Origin of the sequence: Streptomyces mashuensis, assembly GCF_014654785.1 — a bacterium.
GTDB lineage: Bacteria > Actinomycetota > Actinomycetes > Streptomycetales > Streptomycetaceae > Streptomyces > Streptomyces mashuensis.
Map to the genome: position 1 here is coordinate 853307 of NZ_BNBD01000001.1, position 18442 is coordinate 871748.

Genomic DNA, 18442 nt, shown 5'->3' on the forward strand with positions numbered 1-18442 from the left:
GTGTCGGGTGTGCCGGCCGGTGGTCTGCTCACGGCCGGTCCGTGCCGCGGCCGATCCGGCGCAGGGAGCGGTCCGGCAGGGTCACGGCGACGAGCAGGGCGGCCGTGCCGGCCAGGAACCAGGCGAGGTGGTGCAGGCCGGCGGTGGTGACGCCGTGCCGGAAGAACGCGGCGTTCGCGGACGAGGCGACCATGGCGCCGAGGTAGGCGAAGGTGCGCAGCAGCCCGGCGGAGGAGCCCATGCGCCCGGCGTCGGCCTGGTGGAAGAGGGCGTTCTGGTTGGCGAGGTTGTTGAGGCCCTGCGGGACGCCGGCGACCAGGGTGACGGCCAGGAGGAGCCACACGGGGCTGCCGGCGTGCACGAGCAGCAGCAGGAGGCACGCCGCGGCCTGGAGCAGACCGCCGGTCAGCAGTTTGCCGCGCACCTCGGGGCGGCGGCCGGTGAGGGCGGTGACGGCCATGGCGGTGAGGAACATCGGCGTCTGCACCAGCCCCGCCTGCGAGGCGCTCAGCCCGCGCCCCTCCTCCAGCCACTGGGAGAAGCCGTAGAGGAACGCGTACGTGACCGTGAACGCCAGCACTTGGCGGGCGAACGTGGCGAGCACGGCGGGGTTGCCGCGGAGGAGCCGCAGGTCGATGAACGGCTCGGGCGTGCGCAGCTCCCGCACGGTGAACGCCACGGACGTGGCGGCGGCGAGCGCGGGCAGGTACCAGTGGGCGGCCCGGGGCTCCGTCACGAACAGCAGGGCCGCGGTGAGCGACACGGCGAACAGCGCCATGCCGGCGGTGTCGAGGCGGGGCCTGCCGCCGGTGCCGGTGCCGGCCTGGGCGGCCAGGGGCAGGGCGGACCGTTTCGGCAGCCGCCGGGCGCCGAGGACGAGGCAGGCCGCGGCGAGCGGGACGTTGACGGTGAACAGGGTGCGCCACCCGCCGAGGCCGATGAGCAGCCCGCCGAGGGCGGGGCCGACGACTGCCACGGTCTGGTTGGCGAAGGAGAGGGCGGTCAGGACGCCGCCGGGGCTCTTCCGCCCGGTGCGGACGGCCTCGCTGCGGGTCAGGTGCATCGCGGCCGGGTAGGCGGCGCAGGTGCCGAGGCCGAGGAGGACGCGCGCCACGACGAGGACGTGCAGCGACGTGGCGACGGTGCCCAGCGCCCCGGCGACGCCGACCAGCGCGGCACCGCACAGATAGAGGAGACGGGGCCCGTAGGCGTCCACCAGGCGCCCCGCCACGGGCTGGCCGACGGCCGTGGCCAGGTACAGCGCGGAGAGCAGCCAGGCCGTGCCGGCCGGCGACGCGCCGAGGGCCCGGCCGATCGGCACCAGGGCGACCGAGATCATCACCGAGTTGACCGGGTTGAGGACCGAGCCCAGCAGCATCGGGGCGATCAGGCGGCGGTCGAACCCCTCCGGCGGGCCGTTCCGCGCGCCGCGCGGTGCCCGCACCGCGCGGACGGGGTGCCGGGTCACGGCTGCGTCAGCCGTTCGAGCACCGCCATGGCCTCGACGACGGTGCGGCGCTCGTCCTCCGTGCAGTGGTCCTGCAACGCCCGCGCCAGCCACTCCTCGCGGGCGTGCCGGCTGTCCGCGACGCGCTCGCGGCCCGCGGCGGTCAGGGAGAGCAGCTGCCGGCGACCGTCGTCCGGGTCGGGCCGGCGCTCGATCAGGCCGTGCCGGCCGAGCGCGGCGAGCGTGGCGGCCATCGACTGCGGGCGGACGCCCTCGGCGGCCGCGAGGTCGCTGGCGGAGGCCGCCCCGCCCTTGCTCAGCCGGCTGAGGACGGAGGTCTGCGACGGCGTGAGGTCGTCGAACCCGGCGACCTCACGCAGCCGGCGCCGCATGCGGCTGAACACGACCCGTACCTCGCGCGCGGCACGGACGGCGGAAGGGGAGAGGGCGGTGGTGGTCTCTTCCATGCCCCCACGTTAAAACCGTCAGCTGAAACTGTCCAGATCAGACTGTTCAGTTTTACCTGTCTATTGGATGGGTCCGGGGCGGGCCCCTTCGCCCGGGTGGCCCGTACGCCGGGCGGCGTGGGCGGGGGAGTGACAGGGTGGCGGGTGAGGTGAGGCGCCGGTGGACTTCGACACGGTCGCCGGCGAGCTGTACGGGCTGCCGCCGAACGCGTTCACCGCCGCGCGGGACCGGTGCGCCGCCGAGGCCCGGCGCGCCGGCGACAAGGAGCTGGCCCGGCGGATCGCCGCCCTGCGCCGGCCGACGCTCGCGGCGTGGGCCGTCAACCTGCTGGCCCGCGGCCGGCCCGACGACATCCGCTCGCTCGCGGCCCTGGGCGAGGCGCTGCGCGAGGCCCACCGGGCGCTGGACGGCGCGCAGCTGCGCGACCTCACCCGGCAGCAGCGCACCCTGGTCGACACCCTGGCCCGGCAGGCCGCGCAGCTGGCGGCGGAGGCCGGACACCGCCTCGGCGACGCCGCCCAACGCGACACCGAGGCCACGCTCCAGGCCGCGCTGTCCGACCCGGAGTCCGCCCAGGAGGTGGCCGCCGGCCGCCTCGCGACGGCGCTCGCCGCCCCCACCGGCTTTCCGGCCGGGGGCGACCGCGCCCGCACGGCGACCGTGACCACGCTGGAGGCCGCGCGGGAGCGCCGCCGCCTCCGCGAGGAGGCACCGTCCCGCGAACGCGAGGCGCGCCGGCGGAATGCCGAGGCGGAAACGGCCGAACGGGCACGGGACGAGGCCCTCCGGGAGGTCGAGACCCTGCGCCACCGCCTGGAACAGGCCCGGGCCCGGGCGGAGGAGGCGACGGCCCGGGCCGCCGAGGCCCGCGCCCGGGCGGAGGAGGCCGGGCAGCCGCCGGAGGAGGACCCCGGCTGACGGGCACATGCCCAGGCGCCCAACGGGCGGGTCCTCCCGCCCCCGCGGGCATGGCGGTGGTTCCTCCCGGAGGGCGTGGTGTAAGCAGGAGGCATGGACCTCCGGCGACTTCCGCGGCGGCCGGGCGACGTGCTCCTCGTGGTGCCGCTCCTGATCGTCGTGGCCGTCACCGTCGTGGACGTCCTGGCCCCTCCCGACGTGCACCTCGGGCCGTTCCTCGCCGCCGCCCCCGCCGTCACCGCGTCCTTCCGCGGTCCCCGGATGACGGCGTTCATCGGCTTCGTCGCCGTCGTCGCCCAGACCGTCGTCGCCGTCAGCCGGACGCGGCTCGACGACCTCAACCACACCCTCCAGATCACCGCGCTGGTCCTCATCTCCGCGATCGTCACGCTCTTCTCCCACCACCGCGAGCAGCGCGAGCGGCAGATGGTGCAGCTCCGGTCCGTCGCCGAGGCGGCCCAGGGCGTCCTGCTGCGGGCTCTCCCGCGGCGGCTCGGGCCGCTGCGCGTCGCCTCCGTGTACCTCGCGGCCGAGGCCGAGGCGCGGATCGGCGGCGACCTGTACGCCGTCGTCCGCACCGACCGCGGCAGCCGGTTCCTCATCGGCGACGTCCGCGGCAAGGGCCTGGACGCCGTCGGCGAGGCCGCGCTCGTCCTCGGCGCCTTCCGGGCCGCCGCCCACCGGCAGGCCGGACTGCCCGCCCTCGTCGCCCACCTGGACGGCGCCGTCGCCTCCGACCTGAGCGACCCCGGGACGCGCCGCCAGGCCGAGACGTTCGTGACCGCCGCCGTCGCCGAGGTCCCCGACGGCGACCCGGTGCTGCACCTCGTCAGCTGCGGCCATCCACCCCCGCTGCTGCTGCGCTCCGGCCGCGTCACCGCGCTGGAGGTGGAGCGGCCCGGCCTGCCGCTGGGCCTCGCCGAGTTCGCCGGCGGCGGCTTCGCCGTGGAGTCGTTCGCCTTCGCGCCCGGCGACGTCGTCCTGCTGTACACCGACGGCGTCGTCGAGGCCCGCGACGCGGCCGGCACGTTCTACCCCCTGGCCGAACGCGTGGCGGCGCGCGCCGGCACCGCGCCGCAGGACCTCCTCCACTTCCTGTGCAAGGACCTGCTCGCCCACTCCGGCGGGACCCTCGGCGACGACGCCGCCATGGTCGCCGTCCAGCGCCTCCCCGCCTAGGGCACGGTGTTCGGGACGCGTCTTCCGGGGCGTGGCTTCGTCCCCCTTTCGGCGGATCCTGTGAAGATCTTGTAGGGTCCCGGGGACGGCTGGGGGAGTTCCATGGACGACGTTCTGCTGCGGCTGGCCGGTGTCGGCCGTACCTACGGGGACCGCGAGGTCCTCCGCTCGGTGACCCTCGACCTCGCCCCCGGCGAGATCGTGGTGCTGCGGGGCGACAACGGATCGGGCAAGTCCACGCTCCTGCGCGTGGCCTGCGGCCGGGAACGCCCCACCACCGGCTCGGTGCTGTTCGGCGGCGAACCCCTCGACGAGGACGCGCCCGCCGCCCGCACCCGGATCGCCACCGTGATGGACACGGGCGCCCACTACCCGGACCTGACGGTGCACGAGCACCTCATGCTGGTCGCGCTCGCCCACGGCCTGGGCGCCGGCGCGGTCGGCGCCGTCGACGCCGTGCTCGACGAGCACCGGCTCGCCGGGCACGCCGACGCCCTGCCGTCCGCGCTCTCCTCGGGCCAGCTCCAGGCGCTCGCCCTGTGCGCGGCCTTCGTCCGCCCCCACGACCTGCTCGTCCTCGACGAGCCCGAGCAGCGGCTCGACCGGCACGCCCGGCAGGAGCTCGCCGACCGGCTCGCCGCCCACCGCGACCGCGGCACGGCCGTGCTGCTGGCCACGCACCACGACGCGCTGAGCGCCGTCGCCGACCGGGTGTTCACCGTCGTCGGCGGGACGCTCGACGCCACGGGAGCAGGCCGGTGACCGTCCTCACGCCTCCCGGAACTGCCGCTGTCCCCGACGGTTCGCACACCGCCGCCGCCCTCGCCCACCTGCACGAGGTCCGCGGCGCCTTCCGGGCCCGCCGGCGCAAGAGCGCCGCCATGGCGCTGTACGTCGTCGCCCTGGCCGGCGCCGGCTGGGGCCTGCCCCTCCTCGTCCACGCCGCCCGAGCGGACCGGCACCGGCCCCGCGCCGGCACGGCCGCCGCCGGCCTCCTCACGAGCCTCCCGCCGGCCGCCGCCGTGGTCTGCCTGCTGGTGCCGCTGCTGCTGGCGCGCGGCGCGGTGTGGCGCGGCCCCGTCGTCGTCGACCTGGCCACCGTGACCTGGCTGCTGCCCACCCCGGTGGCCCGCGCCGCGGTGCTGCTGCCCCGGCTGGCCTCGGCCGCGACGCTCGCCGGACTCGTGGGCGCCGCGACCGGCGCCGTGGCGGGCCTCCTGCTCGCCGCCACCGGCGCCGCGACCTGGCCCGCCGCCGCGGGGGCCGGCGCCTGGGCGGGCGCGGCCACCGCGCTCACCGGCACCGCCGCCGGTGTCCTCGTCGAACGCCACGACCGGCTGATGGCCCGCCACGGTGCACGGCTCTTCGGCACCGCCTGGGCGGTCACCGCCCTGTTCGCCGCCGGCGCCGCGGCAGCGGCCCTCCGCGGCAGCCGGCCCCCGTCCTGGCTCGGCCCGTTCTTCCTGTGGTCCGGGCCCTGGGGCTGGGCGGCCCAGCCGCTCGCCGCCGCCACCGGCACCGGCACCCCCGCGTGGTGGGCGGGCGCCCTGCTCTCGGCCGGCTTCACCACGGCCACACTGCTCCTGGCCCGCCGCGAGGCGCCGCACATCGGCCGGGCGGCCCTGCGCCTCCGCGCCACCGCCGCCACCCGGGTCGGCACCGCCCTGTCCGCCCTGGAGCTCCGGCAGGCCCGCGCGGGCATCCCGGCCCTGCGCGAACGGGGTTCGCGGCCCGTGCTGCGGCTGCCCGCCCCGCGCCGCACCTGGCTCCTCATGCCCTGGCGGGACGCCACGGGCCTGCTGCGCGCACCGGGCCGGCTCGGCTGGGCCGCCGTGTGGGCCGCCGCCGCGCCCGCCCTCACCGCGCTCGCCCCCCACACCGGCGGCACCACGCAACGGTGCGTCGTGGCCGGCGGGCTCGTCGCCGCGTACCTCGCCGCGGCGCAACTCGTCGAGCCCGCCCGCCTGGACAGCGACGACCCCCGCCGGTCCGCCCACCTGCCCCGGACGCCGGGCGCCCTCGCCCTGTGGCACGCGGTCGTGCCCGGCCTCCTCCTGGCCGGGCTGCTCGCGGCCGGCGGCGCCGCGGCCCTGGCCGCCGGCCGGCTGCACCCGCCGGCCGCGGCGGCCCTCCTCGCCACGGCACCGGCGCTCGTGGGCGCGGCGCTGGTCGGTGCGTACCGGGGCAGCGTGCCGACGTCCGTCCTCGTCGGCGTCCAGACCGCCATGGGCAACACGGGGCCCGTCCAGACCGTCGTCTGGTACGTGCGCGGGCCCCTGGTCGCGCTGCTGCTCACCGGCCCCGCCGTGGCCCGCACGCTGTGCGGCGGCACGTACGGTCCCTGGCACCTGGCCTGGCAGCTGCTGCTCGGCGCCGGCTGCCTGGAGTGGGCCCGCCGGACGGCACGCCGGCTCCACCGGGGCTGAACGGGCCCCGACGGCCCGTCAGGCGGCCGGGCCGGCCGCCCGTACCGTCTGGCCCTGCGTCGTCTGGCCCACCGGGCGGCCGGCCGCGTCGCACAGGTCGGTCTGCACCACGATCAGCGTCCGGCCCACGTGCAGCGGGCGCGCCGTGGCCCGTACCTCGCCGGAGCGCACCGGCCGGAAGAAGCGGGTCGACGACTCCGCCGTGGACGTGACGCAGCCCGCCGGCAGGTTGAGGTACGCGCACACCGCGCCCACCGTGTCGGCCAGCGCCATCAGGGCGCCGCCGTGCAGCGTGTCGCCGGCCGTGCACAGCGACCGCGACCAGGGCAGCGTGCCCTCGACCCGGTCCGGCCCGGCCTCCGTGAGGCGCAGGCCCAGGTGGCCGGCCAGGGGCATGAGGGCGACGAGGTCCTCCGGTTCGGGCATGGGGGTGGTCCTTTCCGGGCGGCGCGGGCGCCGTGAGACGGTGGGTGCACCGGATTCTGACAGCACCCACCGATCACCGAGGACCTTCCGTGCCCGAATCAGCCATCTCCCGCCGCTCGTTGGCCGCATCGGCCGTCGCGCTGCTCACCGGCGTGCTCGTGTCCCCCGCGGGCCCCGTGGACACGGCCGTCGCCGCCGGCGCACCGGTGCGGATCACGGAGGGACAGGTGCGCGAGGCGCCCCGCGGCGGCGTCATCCTCTACCCGTCGGTGACCAGTTGCCTCACCGTGACGGTCCGTCTGGAGGGCGGCGCGAAGGTCGGGGCGCACGCCAGCCTGTTCCAGGTGCCCGGCGAGTACCGCTCGGACGAGATCCTGCCCGCCGTGCGCCGAGCCGCCGGCGGGCGGAGGGTGCGCGCGGTGGAGGTGCGGGGCGCGGTCGGAGCCTGGTACCCGGGCTACTTCACCAAGGCGGTGGAGAGCTACGGCCCGGGCGAGGAGGTGCCGTACCCCACGAAGCCCGACCCGGACGGCATCGCCGACGCCGTGGCGCGCGGCCTGGGCGTGCCGCGCGCCTGCGTCACGGTGGAGGACCTCCCGGACGGCGACATCACCGTCCGCTGAGGCCCGTTCAGGTGTCGAGCAGGTGCGGCAGCCCGCGCCGCCAGCGGTCGCGGTCCACCAGCCGGGCCGCGGCGAACTCCGGCGCCTCGTAGCCGCGGAACGTGGGCACGGCCCGGGCGCCGTCCGCTCCGGCCGCCGCGAGGACGGCCGCGGCCGCGCGGCGGCCCGCCTCGTTGGCGGTCTCCATCGACGTGAAGTCGACGTTCGCGTACGTGCGGACGTAGTCCGCGGCGAGGAAGAGGTTGGGGACGGCGGTCGCCGCGTCCGGCCGCAGGTCCCACGAGCCGGTGTGGTTGAGCAGGTACGGATCGTCGTTGGCCAGGCCGTGGCCCGTCTCGGCGATGGCCTCGTCGAGGTACCAGGAGTGCAGCTGCGTGTCGGCCAGGACGGGCCGGCCGGCGGTGTCGTTCAGGTGCGCCTTCATCTGCTCCCACACCTCGCGGGCCACCTCGGCCCGCGTGCACTCCCGGGCGGGCCGGCCGTAGAGGATGCCGGGCGTGTCCCAGTCGGAGACGTCCACGGACACGCATTCCTGCACCTGCCCGTCGCCCCACGTGCGGGCGAAACCGGCCCGCCACAGCTTGGACTGGTGGATGGAGATCAGCTTCCAGGGCGAGTCGACGTGCACGATGTGCCCGCGCACGGCGGGGGCCGGGGCACGGAGGTAGTACTGGATGCCGTTGCACCAGGTCTGCTGGAGCCGGTCCATGGCGGCCAGCCGCGGGTCGGCCCGGCGCAGCGCGCCGTCCCACAGCCGGACGACGCGGTCGGAGGGCAGGGCGGCGACGAACCAGTCGGCGTCGATCCGGGCGGTGCCGCCGCGCGCCGTACGGGCCCGGGCGCCGGTGATGCGGCCGGAGCGCAGCTCCAGGCCCTCCACCGTGCAGCCGTGGACGAACCGCACGCCGAGCGCCCGCAGGTGGGCGGCCCACGGTTCGAGCCACGCCTCGCTGGTGGGGGCGTCGAAGATGCGGTCGGCGGGGCCGTCGCTGCCGCGGCCGAGGAGGTCGTAGAGGATGGCCTCGAGGCCCTGGCCGCAGGTGCGGGCGCTGGCGTTGGCGGGCCGCAGCGCCTGGAGGAGCTGGACGCCGCCGCCCAGCAGCCGCTGGTAGTCCGTCGACATGCGGCCGGCCTGGATGTAGTCCCACCAGCCCACGTACTCCCACTGGCCGAAGCGGCGCCCGGTGCAGCTGGTGAAGAGGATGACGGCCCGGCGGGCGAAGAACGCGGCCTCCTGGGGCGGCAGGCGCAGGGCCTGCTGGAGCAGCCCGGCGAGGGACTGGACGAGGCGCAGCGGGTCGGAGAGGGCGGGGAGCAGGGGCCGGACGGGGAGGGGGATGTCGAGGCGGCTGCCGGTGCGGGCCAGTTCGATCCAGTGGACGGCGGTGAGGTGGTCGAAGACGGTGCCGCCGCCGGGGTGGGGGATGCGCCGCAGCGTGTCGGGCAGGTTGTGGTAGAAGCCGAAGACACCGCGGTGGCCGTGCTCGCCGGGCAGGTCGCGGCGGCCACCGGTGCCGCTGTGCGGGACGTACAGGGAGCGGGCCTTGCCGCCGGGCACGGTGCGGCGTTCGTACACCGTCACGTCGAAGCCGCGCTCGGCCAGTTCGTGGGCCGCCGTCAGGCCGCCGACGCCGGCGCCGAGGACGGCCACGCGGCGGCGGGCGGGCCGGCGGGCGCGGGCGGCCGCGGTGCCGGCGGCGACGGGGGCCGCGGCGGCTCCCGCGGCGGCGGCCGTGCCGTACCGCAGGACGTCGCGACGCGGTACGGGGCGGGGCTGTCGGGGCGTGGTCATGCGGTCGTCCCCCTGCTGGTCGGCTCTTCCGGTCCGCCGGGGACGCTACGGTGCGGAAGGGGCACGCGGGGGAGAAACGGAATCCTCTCCACCGATCGGGCGGTGCCGTCAGCCCGGGAGCCGGCCGAGCGCGGCGGCCACGTGGCCCGTGCCGTCCTCCGCGGCGATGCGGGCGGCCAGGTCCCGGGCCCGTCGGCGGTACTGCGGATCGGTGGTGGCCCGGACCAGCGCCCCGGTGAGGGCGGGTGCGGTGAGCCGGCGCAGGGGCACGGCGCGCGGTGCCACGCCCAGGGCGACGAGGCGGGCGGCCCAGAAGCCCGCGTCGAACTGCACCGGGACCGGCACGGCCGGGACGCCGGCGCGCAGGCCGGCCCCGGTGGTGCCCGCGCCGGCGTGGTGGACGACGGCCGCCATGCGCGGGAAGAGCACGGAGTGCGGCACGTCCCCGACGGTGATCATGTCGTCGCCGGTGGCACGCAGTCCTGCCCAGCCCTCCTGGAGCACGCCGCGCAGGCCGGCCGCGCGCAGCGCGCGCACCACCTCGCCGCTCAGCCGGGCGGGGTCGGGGACGGTGGCGCTGCCCAGCCCGACGAAGACGGGCGGGGGACCGGCGGCGAGGAAGTCCAGCAGCGGCTGCGGCAGGGCGGGTTCGGGGTCGTAGGGCCACCAGTAGCCGGCGACCTCCAGGCCGGGCCGCCAGTCACGCGGGCGGGGCACCACGAGGGGGCTGAAGCCGTGCTGCACCGGCCAGTCCCGCCGTTCGCGGGCGCGCTGGGCGGCGCCGGCGGTCATGGGCGGCAGGCCCAGCCGTTTCCGCAGGTCGCGCACGGCCGGTGTGAAGATGTGCTCCATCGCCCGCAGCAGCGCGTGGCCGGCCCACCGGTTGCCGGCGGGCCCCAGCGACCCGCCGCCCGTCATCGGCGGGGCGAAGTCCCGCGTCGGGTGGACGGGTTGCAGGTTCAGGCCCATGCTCGGCAGGGAGAGGCCCTCGGCGATGGTGTGCCCCATCGGCGACATCGACCCCGCCGGCAGCACCACGTCGGAGGCGCGGGCCGCCTCCAGGAGGCTGTCCGCCATCTGCCCGACCAGCCGCCGGGCCATGACCGCCGCCCGTACGAACTTCCCCGGCCCGGTCGTGCTGCGGTGCAGCCCGCGCCCCCACTCCGACTCCAGGACGTCCCGCGGGTCCACCGGCATCGCGTGGAACCGCACGCCCGAACCGGCCACCAGCGGCGCGAACCGCTCGTGCGTCACCAGGGTGACGTCGTGCCCCGCGCCCACCAGGGCGTGGCCCACCCCGGTGTACGGCGCCACGTCGCCCCGGGAACCCGCCGTCATGATGGTGACCCGCACGGGGCCAGTATGGCGGGAACACCGGCTCCTGACACGGACGTCCCGCCCGGTCGCGTGGTCCGGGCGGGACGGTCCGGGGCCGGCCGCGTGGTGTCAGTCGCTCTTCTGCAGCCGCAGCAGCGACTCCACCAGCCGGTCCACCTCCTCGCCGGTGTTGTAGAGCGCGAGGGAGGCGCGTGCCGCAGCCTGCACGCCGTAGTGCGCGAGCGAGGGCTGGGCGCAGTGGTGGCCCGCACGGACGGCGATGCCGTCCCGGTCCAGCCACCCGGCGATGTCCGCCGGGTCCCGGCCGGCCAGGGTGAAGGTGAGCACCCCGATCCGTTCGGCCGCGGTGCCCAGCACCTCCAGTCCGGGCACCGCGGTCAGCGCCTGCTGCGCGTACGTCATCAGCTGTGTCTCGTACTGCGCCACCGCGCTCCGGCCGAACGACGACAGCCACTGGAGGGCGGACAGCAGGCCGACGACGCCGGATATGTGCCCGGTGCCGGCCTCGAACCGGTGCGGCGCCGGCGCGAACGTCGTCCGCTCGAAGCTCACCGACTCGATCATGTTGCCGCCGCCCTGCCAGGGCGCCATCTCCTCCAGCACCTCCGGCCTGGCGTACAGGGCGCCGATGCCGGTGGGCCCGTAGATCTTGTGGCCGGAGAAGACGTAGAAGTCGGCGTCCAGGTCCTGCACGTCGACGGGGAAGTGCGCGACCGCCTGCGCCCCGTCGACCAGCACCTTGGCCCCGTAGCGGTGGGCGAGCGCCGCCATCTCCTTCACCGGCGGCACGGTGCCCAGCACGTTGGAGGCGTGGCTGAGGACGACCAGCTGCGTCCGCATCGAGAGCAGGTCGGCGTACGCGTCCTGGTCGATGCTGCCGTCGGGCCGCAGCGGCACCGGCACCACCCGTGCCCGCGTCTCCTTGGCCACCTGCTGCCAGGGGACGATGTTCGCGTGGTGTTCGAGCACCGGTACGAGGATGTCGTCGCCGGGGCCGAGGTTGTCGCGGCCCCAGCTCTGCGCCACCAGGTTGATGCCCTCGGTGGTGCCGCGGACGAAGACGATGCTCTCCGGCGACGGCGCGCCCAGGAACTGCGCGACACCCGCCCGGCCCGCCTCGTACATCTCCGTGGCCTCGCGCGCCATGGTGTGCGCGCCGCGGTGGATGTTGGAGTTGGCGGTCGCGTAGAAGCCCGCCAGCGCCTCGATCACCTGCCGGGGCTTCTGCGTCGTGGCCCCGTTGTCCAGCCAGACGAGCGGCCGGCCGTTGACCGTCCGGTGCAGGATCGGGACGTCCCGGCGTGCCGCCTCGGGCGAGAAGCCGGGAACGTCAGGAGTAGTCATGGTACTTGGACACCTCGACGTTCTGGAGGACGGCGATCGCGTCCTCCACCAGCACCGCGGCGTTGAAGTACGCCGTCATCAGGTACGAGGTGATGCCCTTCTGGTCCACGCCCATGTTCCGCATGGCCAGGCCCGGCTCGATCTCGTCGGCGACCTTGGACGGGCGCAGGCCCACCACGCCCTGCTCGGCCTCGCCCATGCGCATCAGCAGGATCTCGGTGGTGCCGATGCCGGCGCCGCCGGAGAACCGCACCTTGTCGGAGGGCAGCAGGGGGACGCCGCGCCAGGTCAGCAGCGGGCTGCCGAAGCGGTTCTCGATGACCGGGGGCACGCCCCGGCGGGTGCACTCGCGGCCGAAGGCGGCGATGGCCTTGGGGTGCGCGAGGAAGTAGGCCGGCTGCTTCCACACGCGGGTCAGCAGCTCGTCCATGTCGTCGGGGGTCGGCGCGCCGGTGCGGGTCTGCACGCGCTGGCCGGGGGCGACGTTGTTGAACAGGCCGTACTCGGGGTGGTAGAGGATCGACGCCTCCTGCCGCTCGCGCAGCGCGTGGGCGGTGAGGTTCGACTGCGCCCGGGTCTGGTCGATGGGCCCGTTGTACAGGTCCGAGACGCGGGTGTGCACGCGCAGCACGGTCTGCGCGAGGGTCATGTGGTACTCGCGGGGAGCGTCCTCGTAGTCGACGAAGGTGCCCGGCAGGTCGGGCTCGCCGATGTGGCCGGAGCTGAGGTCGACGGGCACCTCGGCACCCGGCATGACCCCGCCGCCGGAGACGTACGCCTCGACTGCTGCCCGCAACGCCTCGTCGCGCTCGCACAGTCCGGCGAGCGCGCCGCGGTCCAGGCACAGCGCCGTGCCGGCGGTGACGGCCCGGACGCCGTACGGCATCGGCTCCGAGCGGGTCCAGGCGCCCAGGTCGAAGAACTGGCCGTCGCCGATGACCTCCAGCAGGATGTCGTCGCCGTACTGGCCCGTCGCCCGCTTCTCGGCGCGGCCGTGCACCAGCACCCAGAACCGGTCGGCGGCGGCGCCCTCGCAGGCCAGTTCCTCGCCGGGCCCGAAGGAGACCTCTGTGAACGCCCCGGCCAGGTGCTCCAGCACCGCGTCGTCGCTCTCCCGCAGGTACGGCAGTTCACGCAGGTCGCCGGGGATGACGCGGGGCGTGCTGTCGTCCGTGGTGCTGATGCGGTCGTCGCCCACGACGTAGGTGCGGCGGCGGTTCACGCGGTAGACGCCCGAGTCGATGTCCACCCAGGGCAGCGCCCGCAGCAGGTAGCGCGGCGTGATGCCGCGCATCTGCGGGGCGGTCTTGGTGGCCGTGGCCAACTGCCGTGCGGCATCCGGGCCGAGACTCAGCCGGTCGTTCATGGAGTTCCTCCTCCGCGCACAGACGTGTCACCCTGCGCGACGGCAGGGTGACACGGGATGACGAGGGAAATCCTGGCGGACGACGTGCTGATTCATCTGCTCGTCGCACCGGAACGACCGGTATTCGCCTCATGTGCCTGCTTTGCGAAACTCCAAGGCCGGCTTATGACGTGGCGTCACCCGCCGGCGTACACGTCCTCCACATAGCGCCCCTCGTCGGCCAGCGAGCCGAGCCATTCCTCGGCCGCGGCGGCTCCGCCGCCCTTCCGCCGGGCGTACAGGTCCCGCAACGCCGCGCGGACGCCCGGCGCCATGCGGGCGCCGTCGCCGCACACGTACACGCGGCCGCCCGCCTCCAGCATTGACCAGATCTCGTCGCTCTCCGCGGCGATCCGGTGCTGCACGAACGGCCCGGCCGGGCCCGGCCGTTCGCTGAACGCCGGACGCAGCGCCACCACACCCGCCTCCTCGGCCGCGCGCAGCTCCGCGGCGTGCAGGAAGTCGGCGTCCGGGTCGTCGCAGCCGAAGTACAGCAGCGCCGGCGCCAGGGACGCGCCGGATGCGGCGAGCGCCGCCCGGTCGGCGACGGCGCCGCGGAACGGCGCCAGGCCCGTACCGGCGGCCACCATCACCAGCGGCGCCGGGTCGCGGTGGTCGATGCGGAAGGCCGCACGGCACGGCTGCACGCGTGCCAGCACCGTGTCGCCCGGCCGCAGCGAGGCCAGGTGGTGCGAGCCGGTCCCGCGGAACTCGCCCGTGCCGGAGCGGGCCGGCGCGGTGAGCACCGACACCATCAGCTCGGCGTGGCCGGGGGAGACGGCGGGCGAGGACGATATCGAGTAGTGCCGCGGCCGCATCGCGGGCAGCAGCTCCAGGACGTCGGCGGCGCTCAGCGCGCCGCGCAGCGCCGGGTGGCCGGCCACCAGCTCCAGTACGGTCCGCGGGTCGTCGTCCGCCACGGCGCGCAGTGCCGCCTGCTCGGGCGGGCAGGGGTTGCGCTCGGCGAGCAGCGCCCGCTGCCGGCCGGTGGCCCGCTGCCCCAGCTCCAGGTGGTACGTCAGCAGGTCGCGCACCGTCAGCGGCCGGTCGACGGGCAACGTGTCCCGCCCGGCCCGCCGCGGCCGCACGGACAGCACCGCATCGGGGTCGAGCCCCAAGGTGGCAGCGGCCTCTTCGGCGCGGGCGCGGTCGTTCGCCGGCAGGACGGTGAGGTGGTCGGCCGTGCGGTAGGTGACACCGCCGGGCAGCGCGACCCGGACGAAGCGCTTGATACGCGGGTGGCCGGGCGCGGTCAGGTCGTGGGCTTCGGTGACCGTCATCGGCAGCAGGCCGTGCCGCTCGGCGAGCGCGTCCAGCGGGCCGCCGGTCACCTCCACGACCTCGTACGCGGAGGACTCCGGCGACGCGGTGCCGTCCGCCGTGAACTCCTGCGCGTCCGGGTCGCCGTACCGCTCCAGCAGCGTGCGGACGAGCGCGCGGGTGAACTCCTCCACCGACCCGGCCAGGTCGCCGGAGGCGTCGGCCTCGCCGCGGGGCAGCAGACGGGTGCCGCCGAGCGCGGCCAGGCGCTCGTCGAGGAGCGTGGGGACGCGCTGGTAGGTGGCCATCCAGTTGCGGTCGCCCACGCCCAGCACCGCGTACGGCACGCCGGCGGCGGCGTCCGGCGCGGCACCCTCCGTCAGCCACGTGGTGAACGCGGCCGCGTCGTCGGTGGGCCGGCCGTTGTACGACGCGGCCACGACCACCACCGGCCGGTCCGCGGGCAGCGCGCCGGTGTGCGCGTCCAGCGGTGCGACGACCGCCTCGCAGCCGAGCCGCCCCGCCTCGTCGGCGAGGTCCCGCGCCAGGTCGCGGCAGGTGCCGAAGTTCGAGCCGTGCAGCACCAGCAGCCCGGTGCCGCGCCGTACGCGCGCCGGCAGCCCGCCGTCACGGCCGGCGCCGCCGTCCTCCGCGCGGCCCGCCGCGGCCCGCGCGCCCGGCACCGCGGAACCGCTCGCCGCACGGTCGGCGGACGTACGGCGCGCCAGCGACAACGTGAAGCCGTCCGGCTTGAGCGTGAGCGTCTCCTTCACGCGCAGCCGGTACGCGGCGGTGTCGAGGAAGCGGTAGCGGTGCACCAGCAGACCCAGCAGCAGCGTCGCCTCGTGCAGCGCGAACTGCCGCCCGATGCACGCCCGCTCGCCGGTGCCGAACGGCTTGTACGCGTGCGGGGAGCGCGCCGCCTCCGCCGCCGGCGCGAACCGGGTGGGGTCGAACAGCTCGACGTTGTCGCCCCACACCGGGTCGCGGTGCAGCATCGGCGTCAGCACCGTGACGCCCTCCCCGGCCCGCAGCGGGTAGCGGCCGCCCAGCAGGGTGTCCTCGCGGGCCTCGCGCCCGAACGCGGCCGCCGTGGGCCACAGTCGCAGCGCCTCGTTGATCACCTGCCGGGTCCAGCGCAGCCGGCCGATGTCCTCGAACGCGGGCTCGGGATCGGCGACGTCGCCCCACAGCTCGTCGGCCTCCCGCTGCGCCAGCCGCAGCGCCACGGGGTTCTTCAGCAGGTAGTACAGGGCGAACGACAGCGCGCCGGAGGTGGTCTCGTGACCGGCGATGAGGAAGGTGATGACCTGGTTGCGGATGTTCGCCGCGCTCAGGGGGCGGCCGTCCGAGGGGTGGGGGACGCCCAGCATCAGGCCGAGCAGGTCGTCGGTGCGGGTGTCGCCGGACGCCTGCCGGGCGCTGATCACCTCGTCCACGACGCCGGCCAGGAACGCCGCGTCGGCGTGGAACGCCGCGTCGCGTGCCGAGTGGTCGAGCTCCGGGTCCCGGCCCAGCTTGGTCATCGCCCAGTCCAGGCAGCGCACCATGGACGCCACGAAGGGGTGCGGCTCGCCACCCCGGTCGAACGAGCGGAAGTCGTAGCCGAAACCGGTCAGCCCGATCGTGTCGAGCGTCATCCGGGTCATGTCCTCGGCCACGTCGACCGGGGTGCCCTCGGCCAGGTGCCGGTCCCAGGCACCGATCAGCCGGCGGGCCACGGTCAGCATGGCCGGGTGGTAGGCGCGCATCGAGCCCAGGGCGAAGGCCGGCAACAGGATGTCGTGGGCGCGGGCCCAGTCCGGCTCGTCGTTGTAAGCGGTGAACAGCCCGTCCGCGGTGAACTCGCGGACGTTCTCCAGGGCCGGCCCCACGTGCTTGGCGAAACGGTCCTCGTCGGCCAGCTCGGCCACCAGGTCGAGGGAGGTGACGAAGAGCCGCTCGTTGCCGTGCTGCCGGCGGCGGAACACCGGGCCGTGCTCGCGGGCCAGGTCCATGGCCTGCTGGAGGGGGGTGTCGGTCGCCCCGTTGGCCGAACGGCACGAAGGTGTGACGTCGACGACCGGGACGGCGGCCGTGCGGGTGGGTGTCGCAAGGGTCATGCGTCTCAGGGTCGCCGCCCCGCGGCGCTCCGCCGGACCGGCGGACTGCATGATTGTGTAGCGGTGCCCGGCGTGTCGGCCTTGCGCCGCGACCGAGGACCGTACTGGCGGTAAGGGGGGCGGGGGCGGTGCGCGACGCGGAACCGGAGAGACGTGAGGGGCCCGAGGGGTGCGGGGAACACGTCATGTGGCGCAACTACTTCCTCATGCTGCTCGACCGGCTCCCCACGCCGGTCGCCATCTGCCGCGCCGACGGCACGATCACCGTGGTCAACCCCGCCATGGCCGCGGAGTGGGGCATGCCGCCCGGCCGCGTGCGGGGCCACCACCTCCTCGACCTGTTCCGCCCCGCCGACAGCGCCGCCGGGCAGCTGGGCCGCCTCGCCGAGGCGCTGCGCCTCAACCGCCGCTCCCGGTACACCATCCCCGTCCGCTGGCCCGCGGGCGGGGCGGACGGGGACGGCGGTGCGGAACGCCGGGGCGAGCTCGTCGTGGAGCCGGTCGGCGAACCGTCGCCCACGCACCCCGCGCTGCTGACGGTCCTGCGGCCGGCGGACGACGCGCCCGCCCGTCCGCCCGAGGCCGAGGTCGGGCCCCTGGAGGCCCGCATCCTCGCGCTGGTGGCCGCCGGTGCCACGACGGCCGCCGTCGGCAAGGCGGTGGGCCTGACGCCCGACGGCGTCAACTACCATCTGGGCCGCCTCAGCCGCCGCTGGCGCGTCCGCAACCGTACGGCGCTGGTGGCGCGGGCGTACGTGCTCGGCGTGCTCGACCCCGCGAGCTGGCCGCCCGCCCCCCGCGCCTGACGCCCTGTCAGGAAGCGGGGATCGCCGTCACGACGCCGCCGTCCACCAGGAGGTCGGCGCCGTTGACGAAGGACGCCGCGTCCGAGGCCAGGTAGGCCACCGCCTGCGCCACCTCCTCGGGCGTGCCCACCCGGCCCAGCACCGACTGGCGGGCACTGTCCGCGCGGGCCTCGTCCGTGGTGACGTTCTCGTGGTACATCTCGGTCTCGATGTAGCCGGGGCTCACCGAGTTCACCCGGATCCGGCGGCCGGCCAGGTCGGCGGCCAGCGTCCTGGTCAGGCTGCCCACCGCGGCCTTCGACGCCGCGTAGACGGAGCCCGTGGGCAGGCCGCGGTGCATCGTCCAGGACGCGTTGACGACGATCGCACCGCCGTCGCGCAGCAGCGGCAGCGAGCGCTGCACGGTGTAGAGGACGCCCTTGACGTTCACGTCGAGGACGAGGTCGACGTCCTCCTCCGTGAACTCCTCCACCGGCTTGAACACGCCGACGCCGGCGTTGGCGAACACCACGTCCAGGTGGCCGAACCGCTCACGGACCGCCTCCATCACCCGGTCCAGGTCGGCGGGGCGCGCGACGTCGGCGGGCACGGTCAGCACCCGGCCGGGCGCGCCGAGCCGCGCGGCGGCGTCCTCCAGCCGGCCGGCGCGGCGGCCGGTGAGGACGACGTTCGCGCCCTCGGCGAGGAAGAGTTCGGCGGCGGCGTACCCCATGCCGGAGGCGCCACCGGTGATCAGGACGGTCCTGCCGGCGAAACGGGCGGAGCTGTTCGTGGTGTCGTGGGTCATGACGTGATCGTGTCCCGCCCCGCACGGCCGTGGAGAGAGCCCGCCACCGGTGGTGTCCCCACCACCAGGCAGAAGGCCGGGTGGACACCGCCCCGCACTGACGCCCACGCCATTCACAACC

At 76.0% G+C, this 18442-nt stretch carries 15 protein-coding genes; 6 read left to right on the forward strand and 9 right to left on the reverse strand.

From position 1 onward, the window contains the following. Positions 1 to 28: 28 nt before the first annotated feature. The gene (locus tag IE305_RS03550; RefSeq protein ID WP_229890491.1) at positions 29 to 1468 is read right to left on the reverse strand and encodes an MFS transporter; all 1440 of its coding nucleotides are present in this window, start codon (positions 1466 to 1468) and stop codon (positions 29 to 31) included. Beyond that, entirely contained in the window at positions 1465 to 1914 is a 450-nt protein-coding gene (locus tag IE305_RS03555; RefSeq protein ID WP_190127853.1) for a MarR family winged helix-turn-helix transcriptional regulator, read from the reverse strand. The genes IE305_RS03550 and IE305_RS03555 overlap by 4 nt, the downstream gene beginning before the upstream one ends. Before the next feature lie 160 nt (positions 1915 to 2074). Between IE305_RS03555 and IE305_RS03560 the strand changes: the two genes are divergently transcribed. The 4 genes from IE305_RS03560 (at position 2075) to IE305_RS03575 (ending at position 6438) form a co-directional block, all read left to right on the forward strand. Next, positions 2075 to 2833 (forward strand): hypothetical protein, encoded by a 759-nt coding sequence (locus IE305_RS03560; RefSeq protein ID WP_190127854.1) that lies wholly within the window; start codon positions 2075 to 2077, stop codon positions 2831 to 2833. A 93-nt stretch (positions 2834 to 2926) separates the two neighbouring features. Beyond that, positions 2927 to 4012, forward strand: coding sequence for a PP2C family protein-serine/threonine phosphatase (locus IE305_RS03565; RefSeq protein WP_190127855.1), 1086 nt, complete (start codon positions 2927 to 2929; stop codon positions 4010 to 4012). A 102-nt stretch (positions 4013 to 4114) separates the two neighbouring features. Continuing rightward, positions 4115 to 4774, forward strand: coding sequence for an ABC transporter ATP-binding protein (locus IE305_RS03570; protein ID WP_190127856.1), 660 nt, complete (start codon positions 4115 to 4117; stop codon positions 4772 to 4774). Then, positions 4771 to 6438, forward strand: a complete 1668-nt coding sequence (locus IE305_RS03575) for a DUF6297 family protein (protein ID WP_190127857.1) — start codon at positions 4771 to 4773, stop codon at positions 6436 to 6438. Before IE305_RS03570 ends, IE305_RS03575 begins: the two co-directional genes overlap by 4 nt. Before the next feature lie 18 nt (positions 6439 to 6456). On the opposite strand, the gene IE305_RS03580 is transcribed toward IE305_RS03575, so the two are convergent. Beyond that, entirely contained in the window at positions 6457 to 6927 is a 471-nt protein-coding gene (locus IE305_RS03580; protein WP_373311518.1) for a PaaI family thioesterase, read from the reverse strand. Between the two features lie 26 nt (positions 6928 to 6953). Between IE305_RS03580 and IE305_RS03585 the strand changes: the two genes are divergently transcribed. Continuing rightward, complete coding sequence (locus IE305_RS03585) at positions 6954 to 7487, forward strand: hypothetical protein (RefSeq protein ID WP_229890492.1); 534 nt, start codon at positions 6954 to 6956, stop codon at positions 7485 to 7487. A 7-nt stretch (positions 7488 to 7494) separates the two neighbouring features. Here the strand turns inward: IE305_RS03585 and IE305_RS03590 are convergent, their stop codons facing one another. The 5 genes from IE305_RS03590 to IE305_RS03610 form a co-directional block, all read right to left on the reverse strand. Then, positions 7495 to 9279, reverse strand: coding sequence for a hydroxysqualene dehydroxylase (locus IE305_RS03590; RefSeq protein WP_190127859.1), 1785 nt, complete (start codon positions 9277 to 9279; stop codon positions 7495 to 7497). 108 nt (positions 9280 to 9387) lie between these two features. Continuing rightward, positions 9388 to 10617, reverse strand: a complete 1230-nt coding sequence (locus IE305_RS03595) for a glycosyltransferase (protein WP_190128202.1) — start codon at positions 10615 to 10617, stop codon at positions 9388 to 9390. 108 nt (positions 10618 to 10725) lie between these two features. Next, positions 10726 to 11961, reverse strand: a complete 1236-nt coding sequence (locus tag IE305_RS03600; protein WP_190127860.1) for a cysteine desulfurase — start codon at positions 11959 to 11961, stop codon at positions 10726 to 10728. Further along, positions 11948 to 13327: a family 2B encapsulin nanocompartment shell protein gene (locus IE305_RS03605; RefSeq protein ID WP_190127861.1), complete on the reverse strand. Its 1380-nt coding sequence runs from the start codon at positions 13325 to 13327 to the stop codon at positions 11948 to 11950. Before IE305_RS03605 ends, IE305_RS03600 begins: the two co-directional genes overlap by 14 nt. 176 nt (positions 13328 to 13503) lie before the next feature. Next, positions 13504 to 16728 (reverse strand): cytochrome P450, encoded by a 3225-nt coding sequence (locus IE305_RS03610; RefSeq protein ID WP_190127862.1) that lies wholly within the window; start codon positions 16726 to 16728, stop codon positions 13504 to 13506. 185 nt (positions 16729 to 16913) lie between these two features. Here IE305_RS03610 and IE305_RS03615 point away from each other — a divergent pair, with 185 nt between their 5' ends. Then, complete coding sequence (locus IE305_RS03615) at positions 16914 to 17534, forward strand: PAS domain-containing protein (RefSeq protein WP_190127863.1); 621 nt, start codon at positions 16914 to 16916, stop codon at positions 17532 to 17534. 7 nt (positions 17535 to 17541) lie between these two features. Here IE305_RS03615 and IE305_RS03620 read toward each other — a convergent pair whose 3' ends face one another. Then, positions 17542 to 18321 carry an SDR family NAD(P)-dependent oxidoreductase gene (locus IE305_RS03620; protein ID WP_190127864.1) on the reverse strand — a complete coding sequence of 260 codons (780 nt, stop codon included), beginning with the start codon at positions 18319 to 18321 and terminating at the stop codon, positions 17542 to 17544. Between the last annotated feature and the right edge of the window lie 121 nt (positions 18322 to 18442).